This is a genomic window from Pseudooceanicola marinus (assembly GCF_002786295.1).
Taxonomy (GTDB): Bacteria; Pseudomonadota; Alphaproteobacteria; order Rhodobacterales; family Rhodobacteraceae; genus Pseudooceanicola; species Pseudooceanicola marinus.
In genome coordinates, this window is sequence record NZ_PGTC01000029.1 from 266935 (window position 1) to 268604 (window position 1670).

At 70.6% G+C, this 1670-nt stretch carries 3 protein-coding genes and 1 pseudogene; all 4 read left to right on the forward strand.

The window, feature by feature from the left end; translation table 11 throughout:
* A partial coding sequence (locus CVM50_RS20610; protein WP_198431958.1) for a hypothetical protein occupies nucleotides 1–569 on the forward strand: 569 nt, incomplete at its 5' end.
* 13 nt (nucleotides 570–582) lie between these two features.
* A complete protein-coding gene (locus CVM50_RS20615) occupies nucleotides 583–903 on the forward strand; it encodes a DUF2312 domain-containing protein (protein WP_085890184.1) in 321 nt (106 codons plus the stop codon).
* On the forward strand, nucleotides 903–1265 hold the full coding sequence (locus tag CVM50_RS20620; RefSeq protein WP_085890185.1) for a hypothetical protein: 363 nt from the start codon (nucleotides 903–905) through the stop codon (nucleotides 1263–1265). Before CVM50_RS20615 ends, CVM50_RS20620 begins: the two co-directional genes overlap by 1 nt.
* A pseudogene (locus tag CVM50_RS22100) lies at nucleotides 1265–1670 on the forward strand (DNA cytosine methyltransferase); the annotation flags it as partial. The gene CVM50_RS20620 and the pseudogene CVM50_RS22100, both read left to right, overlap by 1 nt.

Here is a 1670-nt window from a genome sequence, read left to right on the forward strand (position 1 = left end):
TCATCGAGGGGCCGCGCGCCGACGGCAGCAAGGCGACCGACCGCCCCGACGGCCTCATCGTACCGGTCCGCGCGGTCGATCTGCTGATCGCGATCGCACGCAAGGCAGGGAATGCTCCGCTAACCTTCGCTGCTGATGCACGCCACCTGCTCGTAACGGCCCCCGGGCTGCGGCTGGTGATCCAGGGGATCGACGGCACCTATCCGGATTACACCCGGGTCACGCCGCCGGCCTCCGATGCCTTCACCGCCCACCTGTCGGCCAGCGCCCTGAGCCGGCTCCGCACCATCGCCAGTGCGACCTGCTACGGCCGCAGCCTGCCCCTGCGGCTGGATCCCGACGCGGGGCGCATGTCGCTCACCATGCCGGATGGCGTCGATCTGAGCATCGCCCTGCAGGGCCAAACCACCAAGGATGGTCAGACCGCCACCTACAGCCTGGCGCTGCTGTCCGAGTTCGCCCGGATCGCCCCCGCCTTCACCCTCTCCAGCGCTGGCCGCGGCGAGCCCGCCCGCATCGTCACCGAGGACCCGGAGGCGCTCTGGGTTCTCATGCCGATGCGCGACTGAGGGGGGCCGGGTCATGAAGGACATGGGGTTCCCCAAGGCATCCAAGGAAGATGCCGGGCTCAAGGAAACAGACGCGGACCGCGAGGTGCGAGACGGAGCCTATCGCGTGCATGCGACGGAATTGCGGAGCTTCATAGAGCGCGCCGAGCGGCTCGCGGCCGAGAAGAAGGACATCGCCGAGCAGCAGAAGGCGGTGATGGCCGAAGCCAAGGGGCGGGGCTACGACGTCAAGGTCCTGCGGCGCCTCGTCGCCCTGCGCAAGCGCGAGCCCGACGACATCGCCGAGGAAGAGGCGGTGCTGCAGATCTACAAAGACGCCCTGGGGATGAGCTGATGCGCTGGCTTCTCTGTGCCCCCGTCCTCGCCTGCCCGACCGTCGCCGCGCTCTCGGCCGCCGCCCTGGCGCAGGATGGCAACCTGGTACAGCTGGCGCTCGTGCTTGCCATGACCCTCGCGCCCTATGACGCAGCACGGACGGTCTGCGACACCCCCGCTCGGCACCCGATGCCCCGCCTGCTGCGCCGGCTCGCCCCCTGCGGCCCCTACCTACTCGGCGCCGCGCCGGGCGCGGGCTGGCTGTTCGGCCAAGCGCAGGACGCCCCCTCGCTTGCGACCATGGTGTTCTGCACCGGGCTGGCCACCCTCGCCCTGCTGCCCGCCTACCACGCCCTTGTCTGCACCCGGGAGGCCTCCTGATGGACGGCACGCATCTCCTCGACCTCGCAATCGACAGCCGCGCGGCCCCGCTTGGCCCGCCACTGATCGTGGACAGCTTCGCCGGCGGCGGCGGCGCCTCCACCGGGATCGAGATGGCCCTGGGCCGCGGCCCCGACATCGCCATCAACCACAACCCGGCCGCCCTGGCCCTGCATGCGGCCAACCACCCAGAAACGCTGCACCTGAGCGAGAACGTCTACCGCGTCGACCCGCTGGATCACCTCGCCGGCCGCCACATCGGCCTGATGTGGTTCAGCCCGGACTGCCGCCACTTCTCCAAGGCCAAGGGCGGCGCCCCGGTGGCCCGCAACATCCGCGACCTTGCCTGGGTCATCCCCGGCTGGATCGAGCGCATCCAGAAGAGCGGCGGCCAGGTGGACGTGG